Consider the following 18809-nt stretch of genomic DNA (forward strand, 5'->3'; position numbering starts at 1 on the left):
AATCCAGTATCTTTCCGCGGTGGCAGCCTGGATTGCTTCGCTGCGCTCGCAATGACGGTGGAGAGGCATCGCTCACTCACTCCCTCTCCGTCACCCTGAGGTGGCCGCTTCTTCAGCGAGCCTCGAAGGGCGACGGCCCGGCTCTATCGGAGCCGTGCATCCTTCGAGGCTCGCTGCGCGAGCGCCTCAGGATGACAGGACTGGAATTGCGCTCGCGGCGCGAAAAGAAGCTACCCCGCCCCTGTCACGCAATTCACCCACAGCACCACAGCCTTCGCATCCTGTGCCGGATTGGAAAACCGGTGCGGCCTTCGGCTCGCGAACCGAAAACTGTCGCCCGTCTTCAGCGACCACGTCTCGCTGTCCACCGTCAGCATCATCTCGCCTTCGAGCACGAGGCCGGCTTCCTCGCCGTCATGGGTATAGAGTTCGTCGCCCGCGGAGCCGCCGGGATCGATATGCACCAGGAACAGGTTGAGCCGGTTGTCGCTGCCCGCAGCGCTCAGCAATTGCTTCGAAATTCCGCTGCGCCAGAGTTTCAGTTCCGGCCGCTGAAGCCCGCGCGTCACCACCTGGCCGGAGGCGCCGTCGGGACTTGGGCTCGCACCGAACAAAGCGGCCATGCCGACGCCGAGCACGTCGGAGAGCGTTGCCAGCACGCGCAGCGATGGCGACGACAGGCCGCGCTCGATCTGGCTGAGGAAGCCGATCGACAGGTCGGTGCGCGCCGCGACGGTCTCGAGCGAGAATTGTCTGACACGCCTGAGATCGCGGATACGGCGGCCGACCGCGACATCCATCGCGGGCTCGGCCGGCTTGGTGGTAGCCTTGGCTTTCACCTTCGCCGGCTTTGCGGCGGCCGGTTTGCGCATTCTTTTGCCACCGCTCACGTCAAACCGCTTCCTTCATGTGCATGAAAATCGCTTGCATCGCCCGCGAAAGTGTGACCAAATTTTCATATTGGTGAAAATAGGCCGAAACGGCTTGGCCCGCAACGTCTGATCACGACATGCGCGAGCGCCGACATCGGCCAAGCCCAAAGGGGGATGCGATGAAGCGTTTTGGTCTGGCCGCGGTCGCGGCGCTCGCGATTGCAGCGGTGATGCCGGCTTCGGCGCAGCAGGCGTTGAAGGTCGGCTCGACGCCGACAGGCATTCCCTTCACCTTCCTCGACACCAAGACCAACACCATCCAGGGCATCATGGTCGACATCGTCACCGAGATCGGCAAGGACGCCGGCCTCAGCGTGCAGATCGAGCCGATGGCGTTCTCGGCGCTGATCCCGTCGCTCACATCGGGCAAGATCGACATGATTGCGGCGGCGATGTTCATCACCGCGCCGCGCAAGGAGGTCGTCGACTTCTCCGATCCGATCTACACCTACGGCGAAGGCCTGGTGGTCCCGAAGAGCGACACCAAGGCCTATGCCACGCAGGATGATCTGAAGGGCGAGACGGTCGGCGCCCAGGTCGGCACCGCCTTCGTCGATGCGCTGAAGAAGTCCGGCCTGTTCGCCGACGTCAAGGCCTACGACAACATCCCGGACATCCTGCGCGACGTCAACACCGGTCGCCTCAAGGCCGGCTACGCCGACTATCCGATCCTCGCCTACAATCTGAAGCAGGGCGGTTTCCCCGAGGTGCGTCTCGTCGACGGCTACAAGCCCGTCACGGTCGGTTCGGTCGGCATCGGCGTCCGCAAGGGCGAGGCCGCGCTGCTCGGCAAGATCAACGCCTCGCTGGCGAAGCTGAAGGCCAACGGCACCATCGACAAGATCCTCGAGAAGTGGGGTCAGAAGGCGCAGGGTTGATCGACAGAGGCTGGTAAGGCTAACCGATGAAAGGCTTCTGGCACGACGCCGTCGAATTCTTCCCGATCCTGATGAGCGGCGTCGAGCTGACGATCGTCGTCACCATCGGCTCGCTGCTGCTCTCGACGGTGCTGGGTCTGATCTGGGCGATGATGCGGGTCTCCGGCATCAAGGTGCTGTCGATGCTCAGCGCCAGCCTGATCAACGTGATCCGCGGCATCCCGATCATCGTGCTGTTGTTCTATCTCTACTTCGTGATGCCGGATCTCGGCGTCACGCTGTCGGCCTTGCAGGCCGCGATCCTCGGGCTCGGCATCGCCTATTCGGCCTACCAGGCCGAGAATTTCCGCGCGGGCATCGAGGCGATCGACAAGGGCCAGATCGAGGCGGCGCAGTCGATCGGCATGGGCTGGTGGCTGACCATGCGCCGCGTGGTGTTGCCCCAGGCGGTGCGCATCGTGCTGCCGCCCTACGGCAACGTCATGATCATGATGCTGAAGGATTCGTCGCAGGCCTCGACCATCACGGTCGCCGAGCTCGCCCTTCAAGGCAAGCTGATCGCGTCCTCGACCTTCAAGAACACCAACGTGTTCACGCTGGTGGCGCTGATGTATCTCACCATGAGCATCCCGCTGATCCTGCTGGTCCGTCACTTCGAGAAGCGGGCGGGCAAGAAATGATCGAGCTCACCGACGTCCACAAGAGCTTTGGCCAGAACGAGGTGCTCAAGGGCATCACGGCCTCCGTCCAGAAGGGCGAGGTGGTCTGCATCATTGGCCCTTCGGGCTCCGGCAAGTCGACGATCCTGCGCTGTATCAACGGGCTGGAAAGCTACGACCGCGGCGAGATCAACGTCGAGGGACTGAAGGTCGATCGCGATGCGTCCTCCATCGTGAAGGTCCGCACCCAGGTCTCGATGGTGTTCCAGCGCTTCAACCTGTTCCCGCATCGGACCGTGCTGGAGAACGTCGTCGAAGGCCCGCTCTTTGTAAAGAAGGAGCCGCGTGCGCAGGTGCTCGAGCGCGGCCGCGCGCTGCTCGGTCAGGTGGGCCTCGCCGAAAAGGCCGATGCGCATCCGCCGCAGCTCTCCGGCGGCCAGCAGCAGCGCGTCGCCATCGCGCGCGCACTCGCGATGCAGCCAAAGGCGATCCTGTTCGACGAGCCGACCTCGGCGCTCGATCCCGAACTGGTCGGTGACGTGCTCGGCGTGATGCGCAAGCTCGCCGATGACGGCATGACCATGGTCGTCGTCACCCACGAGATGGGCTTTGCCCGCGACGTCGCCGACCGCGTGCTGTTCATCGACGGCGGCGTCATCGTCGAGCAGGGCGCGGCGACGGCCGTCCTCAATCAACCCCAGCACCCGCGCACGCAGGACTTTTTGCGCCGCGTGCTACATCCGCTCTGATCGGTCCTTGTCATGACGACGCGCCTGCCTCTGCCGCCCTCGCTCTATGCCGACACCGCCGTCGCGCCGGTTGCCACGCCGCCGCTCGATGTCGACAAGACCGTCTCCGTTGCTATCGTCGGTGGCGGCTACACCGGGCTGTCCACGGCTTTGCATCTGGCGGAGCAAGGTGTCGAGGCTCTGGTGCTCGAGGCGCAGGAGCCGGGCTGGGGCGCGTCGGGTAACAATGGCGGCCACACCAATCCAGGCCTGAAGCACGACCCCGATCAGATCGAGGCCGATTTCGGCGCCGAGCTCGGCCGCCGCATGATCGACTTCTCCTACGGCACGACCAATTTCACGCACGACCTGATCCGCCGCTACCAGATCCCTTGCGAAGCGCGGCAGAATGGCACGCTGCGCGCGGCCTACAACGAGGCCAGCGCCGCCGCGATCGAGAAGACGGCGGAGCAATGCATCCGCCGCGGCATGCCGGTGCAATATCTGAACCGCGAGCAGTTGCGCGAGATGACCGGCACGGACCGCTACATCGGCGCGATGCTGGACACGCGCGGCGGTGATCTCCATCCGCTCAGCTACGCCCGCGGTCTTGCGCGCGCTGCGATCTCCGCGGGCGCGAAGGTCCATGGCGAGACGCCGGCGCTGTCGCTCCGTCGCGACGGCGCGCGCTGGCGCATCGAGACGCCGCACGCGGTGGTGCATGCCGACAAGGTCCTGCTCGCCACCAACGGCTTCACCGACGATCTCTGGCCGGCGCTCCGCCGTACCATCGTGCCGGTATTCTCCTCGATTGCCGCCACCGCGCCGCTCTCCGACGCGGTCGCCCGCTCGATCATGCCGACACGGCCGGTGCTCTACGAGAGCGGCCACATCACGGTCTATTACCGCATCGATCAGCACAACCGCCTGCTGATGGGCGGCCGCGGCCCGATGCGCTGGATCAAGTCGCCCAACGACGTCGCCTATCTCATGCGTTATGCCGAGCGGCTATGGCCGCAGCTCAAGGGCGCCGCCTGGACGCACGGCTGGAACAGCCGGCTCGCCATCACCAAGGATCATTATCCCCATGTGCACGAGCCGACGGAGAGCGTCCTGATCTCGCTCGGTTGCAACGGCCGCGGCGTCGCGCTCTCGACCGCGATGGGCGCGCAGCTCGCGCGCCGGCTGATCGGCGGTGCCAAGGCCGAGATCGACATGCCGGTCACAGGCATCAAGCCGATCCCGATGCACGCGTTCTGGCCCTTGGGGGTTACGACTGCTGTGATCGCGGGCCGGGTGCGGGATCGGCTGGGCGTTTGAAGAAGAAGGCGCCGCCCCGTCAGGAGCGACGCCTTGCATGACTTGCAGATAGGGCGTCAGCAGCGGCCCTGTTTCCACAGGCCGGGCGGGCAGCCCCTGCCGCGCCAGCCGACCTTGCGCCCGTGATGCCATCCGGGAGGAGTGGCATGGCGATGTCCATGGTATCCGCCATGATGGCCGTGACCATGGCCATGACCATGTCCGTGGCCGCCCCTGGCGAATGCGGCGTTTGGCATGGTGAAGCCGGCCGCGATGATCAGTGTTGCGGCGAGCGCAAGTTTCTTCATCCGAAATCTCTCCTGTTAGGCACGCATCTGTCCGTTCGACGAACGAACATCGATCGCGGTGTCGCGTGCAAATGCGGAGGAGTCGTGACGCTCAGGATTCGGCGACAGCGTCGGCCCAGGGCTGGAAGATCTCGACCGCGCCCGAATTCGTATCGCCCTCGCGCATCACCACGCTGGGGCAGGCGAACTTCTGCGGCACGGCCTGCACTTGCGTCTCTTCATAATCGAAGCGTGCGGCAAGTGTCTTGCGTACGTCCGCCGGCAGTCTGATGTCGCCGATCACGACCGCGCCTTCGCTGGCGTCGATCCGCGGCTGGTGGATGGCTGTATCGAGGTCCATGCCGAAATCCATCGCAAAGGACACGAGCTGCATCACCGACGGCAGGATGCGGCGGCCGCCGGAGGCGCCGACCGCGAGACGCTTGCCGTCCTTCGTTTCGGCGATGACGGGCGTGTAGTTGCAGAGGCAGCGCTTGCCTGGTGCGAGCGAGTTGGTGGTGCCCGGCGTCGGGTCGAACCACATGATGCCGTTGTTCATGGCGATGCCGGTGTGCGGCGTCACGTATTTCGAGCCGAAGGATGAGAGCAGGGTCTGTGTGACCGCTGCGATATTGCCGTGGCGGTCGACCACGGAGAAATGCGTTGTGCAGGCGGGCGCCAGATATTCGGCGCCGAGCGAGCGCTTGCCGTCGGCATCGCCCATGTCCTTGAGCCGCTCGCGGAAGGCCGCTTGCAAGGCGAGCGCATATTCGCTGTAGGTGGTCGCGTCGGGTGCGCTTCCCGGCTTCAGACTCTGCTGCAACAGCCGCAGCGCATGCGCCATTGTCGGTCCGGCCGTGAGCTCCGGCGTCGCATACACCTTGCCGTCGCGATAGGGGATCGCCAGCGGCTCGCGCAGATGGGCGCGAAACGCGGCGAGATCCTCCACCGACAGCGAGCCGCCGTCGGCCTTGATGTCGGATGCGATGCTTTTGGCGAGGTCGCCCTGGTAGAAATCGCGCGGACCGGCAGCGGCGAGGTGTGACAACGTCGCCTTCAACGTGGCCAGTGGCAGCCGCGTCTCGGACTTGATGCCCCACGGCGCGCTCGGCGGCAGGCCATCCTTCAGGAACGCGGCCGCGCTCGCGGGATAGCGCCTGAGATCGGCTGCCGATGCCGCGATCGTCAGCGTGGTCCACCAATCGACCAGCAGGCCTTCGCCGGCGAGCGCGGCAGCCGGTGCGACCAGGTCTTTCCACGGCATCTTGGCGTAGCGGCGATGCGCCTCCTCCATGCCGGCGACGACGCCGGGCACGGCGACCGAGCCGGGGCCGTGGATGTTGCGATCGTCCTTGACCCGCGGCCACGGAAACAGATCGGAGGCCGCGCCTTCGCCGCTGAGCGGGTAGTCGGTGGTGCGCAGGCTCTGTGGCGCGCACATGCCGTAGTCGATCACCTCGGTGCGATTTTCCTTGGCACGGTACAACACCATCGCGCCGCCGCCGCCGATGCCGCTGTTCCAGGGCTCCAGCACGTTCAGCGCAAAGGTGGTCGCGACGATCGCGTCCACGCAGTCGCCCCCTGCCGCCAGCACTTGCGCGCCCACTTCGGCCGCCCGCCGCGATTGCGAAGCGACAATGCCGCCCTTGGATGTGACGGCGGGTTTGCGGACGGCTTGGGCGAGGCTGAACTGATGAGGCATGATGTCGTCTTGATCTCTGGATTCGGTTGTTCTGGCTTCACGCGGAAGCTGCAGCATTGGCGGGGCGCGCGAAGGATGGCACATTGCCGCCAACGAGAAAATCCAAAGGGAGAAGCGGCATGGCAGGTGTGAAACAGGCGCGGGATGGCGCGGTTGGGATCTTGACGCTCGACGAGCCGGCGAGTCTGAACGCGATGACGCCGGACCTGCTCGGCGCGCTCGCTGCCGCCGTCGCCGAGATGACTGGGGATGAGGGCATTCGCGCACTGATCCTCACCGGCGCGGGGCGCGGATTTTGCTCAGGACAGAATTTGAAGGCATCGGAAGCGCTGGGCGAGGACATCGCCGCCGGCGTGATGCGGTTCTACTGGCCGGCGTTCAAGGCGTTGCGCGAATGCCGCGTGCCTGTCGTGGTCGCCGTCAACGGCGTCGCGGCCGGCGGCGGCTTCAGCCTTGCGATGGCCGGCGACATGATTGTTGCGGCGCGGTCGGCGAGCTTCATCCAGGTGTTCAGCCGGATCGCCCTGGTGCCTGACCTCGGTTCGACCTGGCTGCTGCCGCGGCTGGTCGGCCGGCAGCGCGCGCTCGAGCTGATGTTGCTGAACGAGCCCCTGACGGCCGAACGCGCGCAGGAGATCGGCTTGGTGCGGCAGGTCGTCGACGATGCGAAGCTGATGGACGAGGCGCTGGCCCTGGCGCGCCGTCTGGCGGACGGCCCGACGCGCGCTTTGGTCGCAACGCGTGCGCTTGTCGAGGAGAGCGAGCATGCGGCTTACGAGGCGCAGTTCCGCCGCGAGATCGAGGTTCAGGCCACGATCCGCAAGAGCGCCGACGCCATCGAAGGCCGCACCGCCTTCGTCGAGAAGCGCAAGGCGAAGTTTACGGGGAAGTGAAGTGACCTGTGCTCGCTGGTCGTCATGGCCGGGCCTGTCCCGGCCATCCACGTTCTTTCGTGGTGGCCAAGACGTGGATGCCCGGGACGAGCCCGGGCATGACGAGAGATCGTTAGCAGGAAAAGAGCCGCGGCGCTCAGAGCCTGCGATCCAGCCGGCTGGCCCGATATTTGGCGTGCCATTTCGGGCCAGGCCCGCGCATGTAGTGCAGCTCGGGGCGGTAGGGGTTGCCTGCGATCCGCACCAGCTTCTGCCACTTGGTGGCGACGAGGTTGAGGGGCTGGCAGAGCAGGGTTAATGAAGCGAACAGCACGACATCACCTCAATGCGGCTTGCCGAGCATGGCGGTGAAGGGAAGGTCGAAGATCTCCTCGCCGTCGGAGCCGCTGACATGGATCACCCAGTCGCGCCAGTCTTCGGCACCCGGGGTGTAGATCATCGAGTGCATGATCTGGGCCGCACGGTCACGCGCCTCGGTCAGGCTGGCCACCGCGGTGCCGCTGCGATCGATCAGCGTGCCTTCGGTGTTGGAGCAGTGAAAATAGACCTGGACCATATGCGTCTCCTGTCGGGAGCGACTGGGATGGCAAATCGATACCACCCGAGGCCTTTGCGAAACATTCGGGGCGAGCCCGGTAAGGGAATCTACGGAGATTGGTCGCTGCGAAGGCCCGAGCGGGTTTGATCACAGGGGGGTGATGATCAACTGGACGGCGTTCCCATGGCATGGAACAACTTTGGACCGAAAGTCCGGGGGACCGCCGTGAACCAGCTCACATTCTGGCATGAACGCCGAAGCCTGCTTGCGGCGATCGTCGCCGGAGCGCTGTTCGGTCTTGCCCCGGGAGCCTCCTCCGAGCCGGTGAGGAAAAGCGGCTACGCGATCGGCACGGAAACCTGTGGCAGCGGCGATCTCGCCTTTCCCAGAATCCAGATCGACATGAAGGCGGGATTCTGCGCCGGCCTCGTCGCCAGCGAAGAGGATCGCCTGAAATTTCCGCGCTCGATCATGCAGGTGCCGGGCCGTGACCTGTTCGTGGTCGCCGACATGGGCGGCTGGGGCCACACCGATGGACGGCTGCTGCTGCTCGATCCCCGCGCGCCCCAGGGGCAGCGGTTCAAGGAGTTGCTGACCGCCATCGAATATCCGTTCGGCCTCGTCATTGGCCCGGACAAGAAGTTGTACGCCTCGACCGCGGAGACGATCTTCCGGTTCGATCCGCTCGCCGACAATCCCCGCAGCACGGTCGAGACCATCATCCGGCACATGCCCGGCCGCCGGATCACATTGCCCGACGGCACCAGGCTCGACGAGAGCGCGCATCCGCTCAAGCAGTTCGTCTTTGACAGGAACGGGCGGCTGTTCGTCAATGTCGGCTCGCACAGCGACGACTGCATCACGCCGGCGCCGATCACAAGGCCATGCGCGGCGGCCGAGGGCGCGTCCGCGATGGCCTCGATCTGGCTGTTCACACCGCCCGCGGGCGGCACCTTCCCGGCGCTGAAGCCGGCCGATCCCGACCCGCCGCACACCGTCTACGCGCGCGGCCTGCGCAATTCGATGGCGCTGGCGCTGCATCCGAATTTTCCCGATGCCGGCTACGCCTTCCTGCAAGGCGAGAACGGGCGCGACCTGCCCGACATCTTCAAGCCGAACGAGGAGATCAACGCGATCGAGCAGGGCAGGCACTATGGCTGGCCCTATTGCTACGACCTGTCGACGCCGAGCCCCGAATTCAAGCTCGTGCTGCAATCCGGGGTCTACAAATCGCTCTGCACGGCCAATGCGCTCTACAAGGCGCCGTTCTCGCTGATGCCGCCGCACGGCGCGCCGCTCGCGATGCTCTATTATCACGGCGCGAAATTCCCGGAACTGGAAGGCAAGCTGCTGGTCGGCCTGCACGGCTATCGCCCGACCGGCAGCCGCGTCCTCGTCTATGACGTCGACGACCATGGCTTCCCGAAGCCCGCCCCGGCGCCGGTGCGTTACCACGTCAGTTGCGCGGCAGATCCGACCCACAGCTTTCAGACCGACGCCGGCGACGTCGCCGCCGCGCCGTTCGACGAGCTGATCGCAGGCTGGCACCGCGTCAACGGCGCGCGGCCGCAAGGAGCGCCCGTCGGCATGACGGTCGCGGAGGACGGCGCAATCTGGCTGGTCGAGGACAAGAACCAGACGGTAATCCGCATCGATCGCGCTGCTGGCGATCCGCCGCCGTTGCCTTGCGACATGCGCAGCCAGGCGCTGATCGATCAGCTTGCCGCCTTCGTCGCAAAAGACGCGCAGAACAGCATCCGGCTCACCACGCTGCGTAAGGGGCTCGTCGAAAAGCACTGCGTCGGCTGCCATTCGGATTTCGGCCTGAAGGCAGGGCAATCGGATGCGGAAAAGGACGCGACGGTGCTACGCTTCATGCTGTCGCAGGACGGCTGGATCTATCCGGGCGATCCAGGCTCCGGCAAGCTGCGCACGCGGCTGCGCGGTATCGGCGCCGAAAAGCTGATGCCGCCGGGCGGCGAAAGCCTGCCCAGGACCGAACCTGGCTACACGCGCGTGCTCGATACCGCGGACCTGCTGGTTGCGAAAATGGTTCCGGGCACGCGGATGCAGATCAAGTCCGGCCCGCCGCAGCGCAAGTTCTTTGGCAAGACCAATAAGGAATGCGGCGAAATACCGGCCGCCAAGGTCGTTGTCGTGACACAAAGGAGCGCTGTAGACAAACCCGGCTTCAGCCGATTCTTCCGGCCTGCCGATCCCTATCTGAATGGCGAGTGCAGCGACGACGATGGCTATTACATTCGGCAGGAATTTCTGGTGCCTGTGCAGTAGCCTCCTTCTCGTCATCGCGGCATCGCCGGCCCATGCTGAAACAAAGCTGTTCGAAAGCGTGCAGGTGACGCCGTCGGGCGAATACACCTTCGGCATCGAAGGGCCGGCGGCCGATCTCGACGGCAATCTCTTCGTGGTCAACTTTGGCAAGCCCGGCACCATCGGCAAGCTGCCGGTGGGCGGCGCGGCTTCGGAGCAGTTTACGGCACTGCCCGCGGGCAGCGTCGGCAACGCCATCCGCTTTGCGCGTGACGGCACCATGTTCATTGCCGACTACAAGAAGCACAACATCTTCGCTGTCCCGAACGGCGCGAGCGAGCCCGTCGTCTGGTTTCATTCCGACGAGATGAACCAGCCCAACGACATCACGGTCGCGCGCGACGGCACGATCTATGCGAGCGATCCGAACTGGAAGGGCAGGGAAGGCCACATCTGGCGCATCGCCAAATCTGCGGACGGCACGGTGCAGGGGCAGGTGATGCCCGCGCCGCGCGCGATGGGCACCACCAACGGCATCGACCTCAGCCCTGACGGCAAGACGCTCTATGTCGGGGAATCCAGCAGCGGCGAAATCTGGTCCTACACCGTCCGCGGTAACGAGCTCACCGGCGCAAAACTCGTCAAAGCCTTCCAGCCCGACACCGTCGACGGCCTGCGCACCGACGTCGCCGGCCGTCTCTATGTCGCGCGCATCCTCAAGGGCACCATCGCGCTGATGAAGCCCAATGGTGCTGTCGAGCGGGAGATTGCGCTGAAGGGCAAGGAGCCGACCAATCTCGCCTTCGGCGGCAGCGACGGCAAGACCGTCTTCGTCACCCAGCGTCAGGGCGGCTTCGTCGAGTCCTTCCGCACCGACCAGCAGGGCCGCGAGCACTGCCTCCAGCGCGGGCGCTGCTAGAGCATCACGGGCGGTCTGCCTCCGGCGCAGAGCAGCACCAAAGCGGCGGCATTCTTCTTGCTTGCATCTGGCCGCCGCAGGCATTTAGACATCTGTGGGCACCGTCAACGCGACCACGGAGTGTTTGAGTGAAAGCCGTCCATACCGAACTGCATCGCAGCCACGATCCGCAATTCTTCCTGGTTCGCGGTGTCGTCAAGCGCACCACAGAGCAGCCCGAGCGCGCCGATCGCCTGCTCAAGGGGTTGAAGGACGGCAAGCATCAACTGGTCGAACCGACGACATTCGGACAGGGGCCGCGTGCGCGGATTCACAGCCCGGAATATCTGTCGTTCCTCAGCGAAGCCTGGGACGCCTGGACCGCGCTCGGCGATTCCGGCCCGGAGATGATCGGCAACATCCATCCCGTGCGCCATGCCGCGACCTATCCGACCCACATCGTCGGCAAGCTTGGCTGGCACACCGCCGATACCGCGGCGCCGATCGGTCCCGGCACCTGGGCCGCGGCCTGCGCTGCCACCGATGTTGCGGTCACGGCAGCGCAGATGGTGATGGACGGCGAGGATGCGACCTATGCACTCTGCCGTCCGCCCGGCCATCACGCCTACCGCGACATGGCCGGCGGCTTCTGTTTCCTCAATAACAGCGCGATCGCCGCGGCGCATCTGCGTCTGAAGCACGAGCGCGTCGTGATCTTGGACGTCGACGTCCACCACGGCAACGGTACGCAAGGAATCTTCTACGCACGCCCTGACGTCTACACGGTGTCGATCCACGCCGACCCCATCGCGTACTATCCTTATGTGTGGGGCTACGCGCATGAGCGCGGCGAAGGACCCGGCCTCGGCGCCAATCTCAACGTCCCCCTGGCCATCGGCACCGGCGACGACGGCTACATCCAGGCGATGGATGTCGCGCGCAGGGCGATCGAATCCTTTGCCCCCGGCGCCCTCGTCATCGCACTCGGCTTAGATGCCTCCGAGCATGATCCACTGAAGGGCCTCGCCGTCACCACGCCGGGCTTCCGCCGCATCGGCCAGGCGATCGCGAAGATGGGCCTGCCGACCGTGTTCGTGCAGGAGGGCGGCTATCTCTCGGATATTCTGGGCGCGAACCTGACCTCGGTGCTGGCGGGATTCGAAGAGGCGCGGTGAGCTTCACCTCTCCCCGCGTAGGTCGTCATGCCCGGGCTTGTCCCGGGCATCCACGTTCTTTGCGCCGAGGGGTGAGACGTGGATGGCCGGGACAAGCCCGGCCATGACGCTGAGGGTGCTTCAACGCCCAAAGCGCTGGCGCTGGAGAGGCGAACCTCAGTCCTTGAAAAGGATCTGCTCCAGCAGGTCGATCCGCCTGATCTGGATGGTGCTGCCGTCGATGGCGATGATGCGGCGGTTCTGGAAACGCTTCAGCATCATCGTCACCCATTGCCGGGTCGAGCCCACCATGGCCGCGATCTGGTCATGGGTGATCTTGCGGTTGATGATGATGGTGTCGCCGTCGGCCGTGCCGTGCAACTCCGACAGCGTGAGCAGGAACTGCGCCAGCCGCTCGATCACCGAGCGCGTGCCGAGGATCTGCGCCATCGAGGAGTAGCATTTGCCCTTGGCGATGAGGCCGTCGATCAGCGCCAGCGCGAAGCTCGGCATGCCGGTCAACAGCTTCTCGAGCGCCGGCCCGGAGAGTGTCGTGATCTCGCAGGCCTCGATGGCGATGCCCGACCACATGTGAATGCCACCGCCGGATATCTCGGGGCCTCCGATGAAATGTCCCGGCGTCCAATAGGCGAGCGTGATCTCGCGTCCCGACGGCGCGGTGTAATAGACCCGCACCTGTCCGCGGCGGATGATGAAGATGCCGTCGTGGCCATCGCCCTGGCTGAATACCATTTCGCCCTGCGGCACCGAGATGATGCGGCCGGCCGCGTGCACGCGCGCCTGCTCCGACGCGGACAAACGGTCGAGGAAATGCGCGCCGGCATTCAGCCCGTCGATCGTCTCGCTCATGAACAGCGCCGAGCTTGCGGGCCTTGCACGTGTGCTGCGGACCCGCCGCGTCTTCTTGTGGTCGATCCAGTCGAACGGAACGCCTGCATGAGGCCGGTCGGCGAAAGCGGCAGGCTCGATCGCGGCAGCTTCCTTGAGTATGGTCATCGCAATCCGTCAGCTCTCCAGGGGCCTGCGAATAGGTAAGTGCGGCGATGGTGCGATGTCCATCTCTTTGCGATCGTTCCAAATCACTTAGCAAAGCTTGATACGCGCGGCGATCGGCAGTGGAATGATTCCTCTGTCCATGGCTCCGTCCTGAGAAAATCCTTTGCGTCGTTGCGCGACGGAATCATGGCGCGAACGTCCTGCGACAGCGATGCAAGTAATTGCTTCAAGCGTTGCGCCGCGCCTTCGATAGTGCCGGCCAGCGTTGTCGCCGGCACGCGCCCGGCCTCCCGAGGACAGTTCGATGATCGAATTCAGCTCTTTGAGATTCAGTGTGGCCATTGTGGCCATCACCGTTGCGATGTTCGCGCCGGCCCAGGCGGAGACGATCCGTGTGGCGGTCGGGACGCAGGACACGACGATCAATTGCGCGACCGGCGGACTGCTCATCCGCGAGCTCAAGCTGCTTGAGAAATTTTTGCCCCATGATGGCAAGTACAAGGATGTCACCTACGACATCCAGTGGAAGAATTTTACGAGCGGCGCGCCGCTCACCAACGAGATGGTCGCAGGCAAGCTCGATTTCGGCGCGATGGCTGACTTTCCGGGCTCGCTGAACGGCGTGGCGTTCCAGAAGGCCGGACGCCGCAGCCTCTTCATCAGCGTGCTGTCCGGCAGCACCAAGGGCAGCGGCAACGGCATCGTGGTGCCGTCGAGCTCGCCGGTGCAATCGCTCGATGAGCTCAAAGGCAAGACCATCTCGGTTCCCTTCGCCTCGACCTCGCACGGCATGCTGCTCCGCGCGATCGAGGCCAAGGGCTGGAATCCCGAGACCGACGTCAACATCATCACGCAGGCGCCGGAGGTTGCGGGGCCGGCCTTGCAGGCAGGCAAGGTCGAGGCGCATGCCGACTTCGTTCCGTTCGCCGAACTGTTTCCGTGGCGCGGCTTCGCGCGCAAGATCTTTGACGGCGCGCAGGCCAATGCCCCGACATTCCACGGTGGGTTGGTCGACGCGGAATACGCCGAGAAATATCCCGAGATCGTCGTCGCCTATCTGCGCGCAGCGCTGGAAGCGGATCGCCTGATCGCTGAAGAGCCGGAGAAGTACAGCGAGCTGATCGCGAAGGTGACCGGCATCGAGGCGGAGGTCGATTACCTCTTTCACGGACCGCTCGGTCTCCAGACCCGCGATGTGACCTGGAAGCCGGAGTACCGCCAGGCGGTCGCAACCTCGATCAAGACGCTGAAGCTGCTCAAGCGCGCGGACAGCGATCTCGATATCAACCAGTTCGTCACCGACAAGTTCATCCGTATCGCGGCGGCGCAGGCGGGGCGCGATTACGACTCCGAACTGAAGAACTATGCGCAGCTTCCGCTTCGCGCCAAGGACGCTGCGACGGGCGCCGAGATCAACGACTACAGCCGCGTCGCGCAGATCTGGGTCAAGGACGAGGCTCATGTACGCCACTATGCCTCGCCCGAGAACGCGCTGAAGGCGCTCGCCGGCCTCGAGAAGGACGGCAAGACCATCCGCGTCGTCTACGCTCAGGATCGCGAGAGCGGCATCAAGCTGTTCGCAAACCAGGCCTGGTTCGTGCGGTCATCCAAGGGCGAGCTGAGCGCGTTCCTGCTCAAGCAGGCGGCCGAGGGCTGGTCGAAGAAGAACGGTGGCGCGGTGCTCGACTTCGCGGCCGCGCGCGAGTCCCTCGTCGCGAGCCGGTGAGGCGATGGCCACCGCTATCAAGGCGCGGCCTGCGGGCATCCGCTGGATGGTCCGCGGCCTTTCGATCCTGGCCTGCATTGCCCTTTGGCAGGTCGCTTCGACCACGCATCTCAATCTGGGGATCGTGACCTTCCGCAACGTGCCGCCGCCGGTCGAGGTCGTTCAATCCGCGCTCGCCCTGTTTCGTTCGCCGAAATTGACGGCACATATCACCAGTAGCCTCTGGCGGGTGTTCGCGGGCTACGGGGCGGCGGTCGTGATCGGCGTGATCCTTGGTTTTGCCATCGGCCGGTCACGCGCCGCGAGCGATCTTTTGCTGCCGCCGCTGGAATTGCTGCGGCCGATACCGGCGGTGGCATGGATACCGCTGTCGATCCTGATCTTTCCGTCGTCCGAACTCTCGATGATCTACATCACCTTCATCGGTGCCTTGTTTCCGATCGTGCTGAACACCGTCCACGGTGTCGCGAATGTCGACCGCCGGCTGGTTGCCTCCGCCCGCAGCCTCGGCGCGGGGGAGTTGGCGATCCTGAGGGAGGTCGTGCTGCCGGACGCCGCGCCCAGCATCGTCACCGGGCTTGCAATCGGCATGGGCACCTCGTGGTTCTGCCTCGTCACCGCGGAGATGATCTCAGGCCAGTTCGGCATCGGCTATTACACCTGGGAAGCCTACACGCTCCAGAACTACGCCGACATCATCGTCGGCATGCTGATCATCGGTCTGCTCGGCATGGGATCCAGCTGGCTGCTGACGACGGCCGGGCGGCTTCTGATGCCCTGGCGGAGCCCGAAGGTGGCGCGATGAACATTCGGGTCGCGGATATCGGCACGAAGAGCGTCGGTCGGATCGACTTCGCCGATGTCTCGATCTCGCTCGGAGCGGGCGGTGATGCATTCGAAGCGGTCAGCGGTCTCGATGTCGCGATTGCGCCGGGCGAGCTCGTCTGCGTCCTCGGTCCCTCCGGCTGCGGCAAATCCACGCTGCTCGGCGCGCTGGCCGGGCATTTGCCGATCACGGCTGGACGTCTCACGGTCGACGGCCAGCAGGTCCAGAGTCCGAGCCCGGACCGGGGCATGGTGTTTCAGCAGCACACGCTGTTTCCCTGGAAGCGGGTGCGTGACAATGTCGCCTTCGGCCCGAAGATGCGGGGTCTCGCGAGGAGGGAGCGCGACCGCGCCGCCGACGCGATCCTGAAGCTGGTCGGCCTTTCCGGCTTCGAGGCGTTCTATCCGACGCAATTGTCGGGCGGTATGCAGCAGCGCGTGGAAATTGCGAGGGTCCTGATCAACCAGCCGCGGGTGCTGCTGATGGACGAGCCCTTCAGCGCGCTCGACGCGCAGACGCGCGGCATGATGCAGGAGGTCCTGCTCGACATCTGGAGCAAGATCCCGACCACAACCGTCTTCGTCACCCACGACATCGACGAGGCATTGTTCCTCGCCGATCGTATCGTCGTGATGAGCGCAAGACCCGGCCGGGTGATCGAGGATGTCGTGCTGCCTTTCGCGCGGCCACGCAGCCACGATCTCGTGACCGAACCCGAGTTCGTACGCCTGAAGCGTCATGTCATGCAGCTTTTGCGACGGCCGGAGGGCAGCGAGCCGTTGGCACGGCTCAGTCCGCTCGGCGTGACGTCCTAGAACATCCCGCTCGCCGCGAGCGCCTTGCGGACGTGCTGCATCTCGGCCTCGTCGGCGACCATGTCGAGCATGATCGTGGTCAGGCCCTTCGCCGCAAAATCCTTCAGCTTTGCGCCGATCTCGATGTAGTTGCCGACGAGATAGGGGCAGTCGGCCTGGAAGGTGAGGTACGGCAGCAGCCAGTAGCCATTGTCAGCGAGCTCGCCGCTCTGGCCTTCATACAGCCGCCGCTTCCACACGGAATCGCTGTTCTCCACGGTGAGCGCGAGCAGCTCGCGGTCATCGGCATTGTCACGGAAACGCGCCGTTGCCGCCTGCCGTGCCTCGTCGCGTCCCTCGCGGGCGAAGATGCCAAAGTTCATTCCGGGCGCATCGAGGCCGCGATCGAGATCGGGCGGCAGCATCTGCATCTTGATGCAGCCGGTCTCCTTCGCCACGCGCTGCGCGGCCTCCGACTGGCCCGCGACCAGGAATTCCGGCATCAGCTCCGCCGGCAGGCGCGGGCGAAGTTGCAGATTGCTCGCGCGGTAGAACCGGCCCTCGAAATTCACCGGGCGAGGGCTTTCCAGCAATTGGCGCATCAGCGCGACGAATTCGCCGAGCCGGACGTAGCGGTCGGCATGCGACTGCTCGTCGCCCAGCCCCTGCAAATCGCTGACCGCGGTCCCCGTGATCATGTTGAGATAGACCTTGCGGCCGTGGAGCTGCGCAAAGGACGAGACGAATTTTGCCGCGGTGAACGGGTGCATGTAGACCGGATTGACCGCGATCAGCGGCGAGCTTCGCGCGGTCTCACCCATGATGTGTTGGGCCATCGCCCAGGGCTCGACGAACACGTCGTTGCCTTCGAACAGCAGGATGCCTTCGAAGCCGTTACGGTCGGCGAACTGTGCCACCCGCATCAGCTCGCCGACATATTTCTTGGGATCGCGGTTGCGCGAGATCGCGGGAAAGACGCGCAGCCGCGGGGGCGTCATTCAGCCGCTTCCTGGAACGGCCAGGAATTGCGGGTGATGGGAAGGCCGCCGTCCGCGCGGGAGCCGTCGGCGATCGCGAGGCGATGCGAGGGCGACGGCGAGCACAGCGAGAAGCGCCATGCATGCGGATCGTCGGCGATATCGGGCTTGAAGCTGATCTCGATGGCCTCCCGGGACACCTGCATCGCGAAAGCGTCGAGCGGCAGATTGAGCCCAAACCCCCTTGCCTTCAGATAGGCCTCCTTGAGCGTCCAATAGTCGAAAAAGCGCTCGATCGCGGCGGGCTCCGGCAGTCCGCGCAACGTTTCGACCTCCTCCGGCGCAAAGAAGCGAAGCGCAGTGGACAGGGGCGCGACACGCCGTGACACGGTTTCGACGTCGACGCCGACGGTCTCATGCCCGGACACGACGCAGGCAACGCAGCCATCGGCATGGGACAGGCTGAAATGCAGCGCGGTCGAGGTCGCGGGCGCCGCGACAAACGGCCGCCCGTAGCGACCGGCCCCGAAGGACCAATCGGTGGGTGCGACGTCCGGCGCGGCCTGCGACAGCGCCAGGCGCAGCATCGCGTGCGCGAAGATATACTGCCGCCGATGCCGCTCGAACATGAAGCGATCGGCGCGGATCCGTTCGTCGACCGAGAGCAGGCGCCGGCACGCATCGACTGCGCCCGGAGCGTCAATGGTCTCGATCAGTCCGACAAACAGTTCAATTCTGTCGTCTGCCATCAATAAGGCCCATGGCGTCAGGCGGAGGCCAAGTCTCCGGCCCTGACGGAAGAATCAACTGAGCAAGAATCAACTGAGCGGACCGCTTCTAACGGTCCACCCGGGCAATTTCTTGTCGATTTGCAGGCCGGTTTACAGGCGCAAGCTTGTGCGAGACCCCAACTCGACAAGCGAGCGGCCCATATCCGGAAAATGAAGCCTGAGGATTCGTGCGGCGTCCCGGCCGACGATCCTTACTTCTTCTTCTTCTTGGCTTTCTTCGCTCCGCCCAGCATCGAAAGGCTGGCGTCGACATCCTTGAGCGCGGACTGGAGCTTCTTCTTCTCGGCGCCCAGCAGCTTTTGCAGGGCCTTGCGGTCCTTGTCGCTCAACGAGGTACCCTTGGTAAATTTGATGAAACCCATAACATACTCCCCCGGTTGAAAATAATCGTCCAAATCAAATCGAGGGAATAATCTTGCGCGCTGGCGCCAAATAATCA

General features: G+C 64.8%; 21 protein-coding genes. 11 read left to right on the forward strand and 10 right to left on the reverse strand.

Translation table 11 applies throughout. The features are described from left to right. Positions 1-230: 230 nt before the first annotated feature. The gene (locus AB7245_RS08475; RefSeq protein ID WP_085403236.1) at positions 231-872 is read right to left on the reverse strand and encodes a helix-turn-helix domain-containing protein; all 642 of its coding nucleotides are present in this window, start codon (positions 870-872) and stop codon (positions 231-233) included. A 179-nt stretch (positions 873-1051) separates the two neighbouring features. Between AB7245_RS08475 and AB7245_RS08480 the strand changes: the two genes are divergently transcribed. From AB7245_RS08480 to AB7245_RS08495, 4 genes are read left to right on the forward strand one after another with little or no spacing between them, the layout of a single operon-like run. Continuing rightward, entirely contained in the window at positions 1052-1810 is a 759-nt protein-coding gene (locus tag AB7245_RS08480; RefSeq protein WP_085403237.1) for an ABC transporter substrate-binding protein, read from the forward strand. Positions 1811-1836: 26 nt separating this feature from the next. After that, on the forward strand, positions 1837-2490 hold the full coding sequence (locus AB7245_RS08485) for an amino acid ABC transporter permease (protein WP_439034193.1): 654 nt from the start codon (positions 1837-1839) through the stop codon (positions 2488-2490). After that, the gene (locus tag AB7245_RS08490) at positions 2487-3218 is read left to right on the forward strand and encodes an amino acid ABC transporter ATP-binding protein (RefSeq protein ID WP_085403238.1); all 732 of its coding nucleotides are present in this window, start codon (positions 2487-2489) and stop codon (positions 3216-3218) included. The genes AB7245_RS08485 and AB7245_RS08490 overlap by 4 nt, the downstream gene beginning before the upstream one ends. A 12-nt stretch (positions 3219-3230) precedes the next feature. Further along, positions 3231-4517, forward strand: coding sequence for an NAD(P)/FAD-dependent oxidoreductase (locus AB7245_RS08495; protein WP_085403239.1), 1287 nt, complete (start codon positions 3231-3233; stop codon positions 4515-4517). A gap of 56 nt (positions 4518-4573) precedes the next feature. On the opposite strand, the gene AB7245_RS08500 is transcribed toward AB7245_RS08495, so the two are convergent. Both AB7245_RS08500 and AB7245_RS08505 read right to left on the reverse strand, forming a co-directional pair. Beyond that, on the reverse strand, positions 4574-4804 hold the full coding sequence (locus AB7245_RS08500; protein WP_041955033.1) for a hypothetical protein: 231 nt from the start codon (positions 4802-4804) through the stop codon (positions 4574-4576). A 91-nt stretch (positions 4805-4895) separates the two neighbouring features. Further along, on the reverse strand, positions 4896-6485 hold the full coding sequence (locus AB7245_RS08505; protein ID WP_085403318.1) for a gamma-glutamyltransferase family protein: 1590 nt from the start codon (positions 6483-6485) through the stop codon (positions 4896-4898). A gap of 119 nt (positions 6486-6604) precedes the next feature. Here AB7245_RS08505 and AB7245_RS08510 point away from each other — a divergent pair, with 119 nt between their 5' ends. After that, positions 6605-7378, forward strand: a complete 774-nt coding sequence (locus AB7245_RS08510; protein WP_028149550.1) for an enoyl-CoA hydratase-related protein — start codon at positions 6605-6607, stop codon at positions 7376-7378. A gap of 136 nt (positions 7379-7514) precedes the next feature. On the opposite strand, the gene AB7245_RS08515 is transcribed toward AB7245_RS08510, so the two are convergent. Both AB7245_RS08515 and AB7245_RS08520 read right to left on the reverse strand, forming a co-directional pair. After that, positions 7515-7691 (reverse strand): hypothetical protein, encoded by a 177-nt coding sequence (locus tag AB7245_RS08515; RefSeq protein WP_201266224.1) that lies wholly within the window; start codon positions 7689-7691, stop codon positions 7515-7517. 9 nt (positions 7692-7700) lie between these two features. Beyond that, on the reverse strand, positions 7701-7934 hold the full coding sequence (locus tag AB7245_RS08520; protein WP_014497658.1) for a DUF6894 family protein: 234 nt from the start codon (positions 7932-7934) through the stop codon (positions 7701-7703). A gap of 207 nt (positions 7935-8141) precedes the next feature. On the opposite strand from AB7245_RS08520, the gene AB7245_RS08525 reads away from it, so the two are divergent. From AB7245_RS08525 to AB7245_RS08535, 3 genes are all read left to right on the forward strand, one after another. After that, a complete protein-coding gene (locus AB7245_RS08525) occupies positions 8142-10208 on the forward strand; it encodes a PQQ-dependent sugar dehydrogenase (RefSeq protein WP_085403240.1) in 2067 nt (688 codons plus the stop codon). Continuing rightward, positions 10165-11106, forward strand: a complete 942-nt coding sequence (locus tag AB7245_RS08530) for an SMP-30/gluconolactonase/LRE family protein (protein ID WP_439034194.1) — start codon at positions 10165-10167, stop codon at positions 11104-11106. Before AB7245_RS08525 ends, AB7245_RS08530 begins: the two co-directional genes overlap by 44 nt. 128 nt (positions 11107-11234) lie before the next feature. Further along, entirely contained in the window at positions 11235-12260 is a 1026-nt protein-coding gene (locus AB7245_RS08535) for a histone deacetylase family protein (RefSeq protein WP_085403242.1), read from the forward strand. Between the two features lie 156 nt (positions 12261-12416). On the opposite strand, the gene AB7245_RS08540 is transcribed toward AB7245_RS08535, so the two are convergent. Then, positions 12417-13256 (reverse strand): Crp/Fnr family transcriptional regulator, encoded by an 840-nt coding sequence (locus tag AB7245_RS08540; protein ID WP_135215550.1) that lies wholly within the window; start codon positions 13254-13256, stop codon positions 12417-12419. Between the two features lie 87 nt (positions 13257-13343). Next, entirely contained in the window at positions 13344-13598 is a 255-nt protein-coding gene (locus AB7245_RS08545; protein WP_094184283.1) for a hypothetical protein, read from the reverse strand. A 19-nt stretch (positions 13599-13617) separates the two neighbouring features. Here AB7245_RS08545 and AB7245_RS08550 point away from each other — a divergent pair, with 19 nt between their 5' ends. The 3 genes from AB7245_RS08550 to AB7245_RS08560 are packed head-to-tail and all read left to right on the forward strand — an operon-like array spanning position 13618 to position 16623. Beyond that, positions 13618-14982 (forward strand): ABC transporter substrate-binding protein, encoded by a 1365-nt coding sequence (locus tag AB7245_RS08550; protein WP_094184296.1) that lies wholly within the window; start codon positions 13618-13620, stop codon positions 14980-14982. A gap of 4 nt (positions 14983-14986) precedes the next feature. Further along, a complete protein-coding gene (locus AB7245_RS08555; protein ID WP_085403243.1) occupies positions 14987-15787 on the forward strand; it encodes an ABC transporter permease in 801 nt (266 codons plus the stop codon). Beyond that, entirely contained in the window at positions 15784-16623 is an 840-nt protein-coding gene (locus tag AB7245_RS08560) for an ABC transporter ATP-binding protein (RefSeq protein WP_085403244.1), read from the forward strand. The genes AB7245_RS08555 and AB7245_RS08560 overlap by 4 nt, the downstream gene beginning before the upstream one ends. Here AB7245_RS08560 and AB7245_RS08565 read toward each other — a convergent pair. From AB7245_RS08565 to AB7245_RS08575, 3 genes are all read right to left on the reverse strand, one after another. Further along, positions 16620-17600, reverse strand: a complete 981-nt coding sequence (locus AB7245_RS08565; protein WP_085403245.1) for an LLM class flavin-dependent oxidoreductase — start codon at positions 17598-17600, stop codon at positions 16620-16622. The genes AB7245_RS08560 and AB7245_RS08565 overlap by 4 nt on opposite strands. Next, positions 17597-18328: a 4'-phosphopantetheinyl transferase family protein gene (locus AB7245_RS08570; RefSeq protein WP_085403246.1), complete on the reverse strand. Its 732-nt coding sequence runs from the start codon at positions 18326-18328 to the stop codon at positions 17597-17599. The genes AB7245_RS08565 and AB7245_RS08570 overlap by 4 nt, the downstream gene beginning before the upstream one ends. A gap of 233 nt (positions 18329-18561) precedes the next feature. Continuing rightward, on the reverse strand, positions 18562-18732 hold the full coding sequence (locus AB7245_RS08575; RefSeq protein ID WP_014497648.1) for a hypothetical protein: 171 nt from the start codon (positions 18730-18732) through the stop codon (positions 18562-18564). Positions 18733-18809 lie beyond the last annotated feature (77 nt).

The organism is Bradyrhizobium sp. 604_D8_N2_3 (assembly GCF_051810765.1).
Classification (GTDB): Bacteria; Pseudomonadota; Alphaproteobacteria; order Rhizobiales; family Xanthobacteraceae; genus Bradyrhizobium; species Bradyrhizobium barranii.